Origin of the sequence: Halomonas sp. NPDC076908 (assembly GCF_050269715.1) — a bacterium.
Classification (GTDB): Bacteria; Pseudomonadota; Gammaproteobacteria; order Pseudomonadales; family Halomonadaceae; genus Vreelandella.
Genome location: NZ_JBNNIW010000096.1, coordinates 1 through 2,638 on the forward strand (window position 1 = coordinate 1; position 2,638 = coordinate 2,638).

Consider the following 2,638-nt stretch of genomic DNA (forward strand, 5'->3'; position numbering starts at 1 on the left):
TGCGTATTCCGCCCTATCGTGACCGCCCATTCCGTTTGAACGTGACCGTCTGTTCTGGATGATGGTGACCGCGCATTCCGTTTTATCGTGACCGATTTTGGGCAGTTTTCCGGAATCGCCGGTCACGTTGCCGGAATCATCGGTCACGTTCCCCCGGAATCACATCCAACACGCTGGAATTCTTCAACTTTATTCGGCATACCCTTCTTTTTCATCACGAGGAAGTGCGGATGCCGGCTGCGAGGATTTCCATGCGACAGATCATCGAGGTCTTGCGCCTCAAGCACGAAGTAGGCCTGAGCCACGACCGCATTGCCCGCGCCTGTGGTCTCTCCAAAGGCGTGGTCGGCAAGTACGTCAGCCAGGCCCAGGCGAAGGGCATCACTTGGCCGTTGCCCGAGGATGCTGATGAGGCCTGGCTGGAAGTACGGCTGTTCCCCGTCAAGGCACCGCCCTCACGCTTTGCCGAGCCGGATTACTTCCAGGTCCACCAGGAACTCAAGACCAAGGGCGTTACCTTGCAACTGCTCTGGGCCGAGTACACGGAACGCCACGGCGACAAGGCCTACCGCTACAGCCAATTCTGCCACCACTACCGGCTCTGGCGGGGGCGGCAACGGCGCAGCATGCGCCAGGTTCACCGAGCCGGCGAGAAGGTCTTTATCGATTACTGCGGACCGACCGTGCCGGTGGTGGACCGGAGCACCGGAGAGATGCGTCAGGCCCAGGTCTTTGTCGCCGTGCTTGGCGCCTCCAGCTACACCTTCGCCGAGGCCACCGGGAGCCAGAGCCTGCCGGACTGGATCGCCTCCCACCAACGGATGCTGACGTTCTTCGGCGGGGTGCCGGCACTGCTGGTTCCGGACAACCTCAAGGCAGCGGTCACCAAGGCGGACCGTTACACCCCGAAGATCAACGAGACTTACGCTGAACTGGCTGCTCACTATCAGACGGCGGTGCTGCCCGCGCGTCCCTACAAGCCCAAGGACAAGGCAAAGGCTGAAGCCGCCGTGCTGTTGGTCGAGCGCTGGATCCTGGCCCGGTTACGGCACCAGACGTTCTTCTCTCTGGCCGAGTTGAACGCCGCCATCGCCGCGTTGTTACCAGCGCTGAACCAACGCCCGTTCCAAGGACGGACAGAGAGTCGTCAAAGCCTGTTCGATGCCCTCGACCGACCGGCACTACGACCACTCCCCGCCACGCCCTACACCTACGCCGAGTGGCGTAAGGCACGGCCGGGTATCGACTATCACATCGAGATCGAGAAGCGGCTATACAGCGTGCCCCACGCCCTGGTGGGGGTGAAGCTGGACGTTCGGGTGACCGACACCTCCGTGGAGGTCATGCACAAAGGGCAGCGAGTGGCGCTACATCCTCGTCATGGTAAGGGCCGCTTCGCCACCCTGACTGAACACATGCCTAAATCGCACCAGGCCCATCAGAACTGGTCACCGGGACGGTTCCTGAACTGGGCCAATGACATCGGCCCCGGCACGCTGGGCGTGGTGCAGAAGCAGCTCAAGGATCGGCCTCATCCGGAACATGGTTACCGCGCCTGCCTGGGACTTCTGAACCTTAGTCGGCGCTACAGTCGTGATCGCCTGGAGCAGGCCTGTGCCCGGGCGCTGGCCATCCACTCCGCCAGTTACCAGAGCATCACCTCGATCCTGAAGCAGGGGCTGGATCAGTTACCGCTGCCGTTGGTCGAGGAGCCACCGGAACTGACCGAGCTGCCGGTTCACACCAACGTTCGCGGCCCCCACTACTACCACTGATCCCGGAGAAACGTATGCTAACGCACAACACCCTCGATACCTTGCGCCACCTCAAGCTGACGGGCATGGGCGATGCCCTGGAACAACAACGCGCCCAACCGGAAACCCACGACCTGGCGTTCGAGGAACGCCTGGCCCTGTTAGTGGATCGGGAGGTGCTGCACCGGGAAAACCGTCGGCTGGACCGGCTGCTCAAGGCCGCCCGCCTGCGCGTGCCGGCGTGCATCGAAGACATCGATTACCGTCATCCCCGGGGACTGGAACGCTCGCGTATGGCGGGCCTGGCGAGCAGCGACTGGATCCGCCAGTCCCTGAACCTGTGCATCACCGGGCCTACCGGTTGCGGCAAGACCTGGCTGGCCTGTGCCCTGGGCAATCAGGCCTGCCGGCAAGGCCTCTCGGTGCGCTACCTGCGAGTGCCGCGCCTGTTCGAGCAGGTGCGCATCGCGCACGGTGATGGTAGCTACGGTCGGCTGATGAACCAGTTGCTGAAGACCAACCTGCTGATCCTGGATGACTGGGGCATGCAGAAGATCACGGCGCAGCAGCGGCAGGACCTGATGGAAGTAATCGAAGACCGACACGGGCGGGGCTCCACCCTCATCGCCAGCCAGTTACCCACGGAGCACTGGCATGACTACATCGGCTCCGCCACGCTGGCAGACGCCATCATGGATCGGCTCCTGCACGGCGCTCACCGACTCAATCTGAAAGGGGAATCACTGAGAAAAACCAACGCACAAAAAACGGAATCGGTTGACCCATCGTGACCGCTCAGCGTACAAAACTCTCTCCAGCGTGAAGGCCGTGTGCAAATCGATCACGATCACCGGAATGACCGGTCACGTTCGCCGGAATACGCA

2 protein-coding genes are annotated in these 2,638 nt (G+C 62.1%); both read left to right on the forward strand.

The window, feature by feature from the left end; translation table 11 throughout:
- Window positions 1-230: 230 nt before the first annotated feature.
- A complete protein-coding gene (gene istA / locus ACQKE4_RS20505; RefSeq protein WP_289109332.1) occupies window positions 231-1,775 on the forward strand; it encodes an IS21 family transposase in 1,545 nt (514 codons plus the stop codon).
- A gap of 14 nt (window positions 1,776-1,789) precedes the next feature.
- Window positions 1,790-2,545: an IS21-like element helper ATPase IstB gene (gene istB / locus ACQKE4_RS20510; protein ID WP_427390083.1), complete on the forward strand. Its 756-nt coding sequence runs from the start codon at window positions 1,790-1,792 to the stop codon at window positions 2,543-2,545.
- Window positions 2,546-2,638 lie beyond the last annotated feature (93 nt).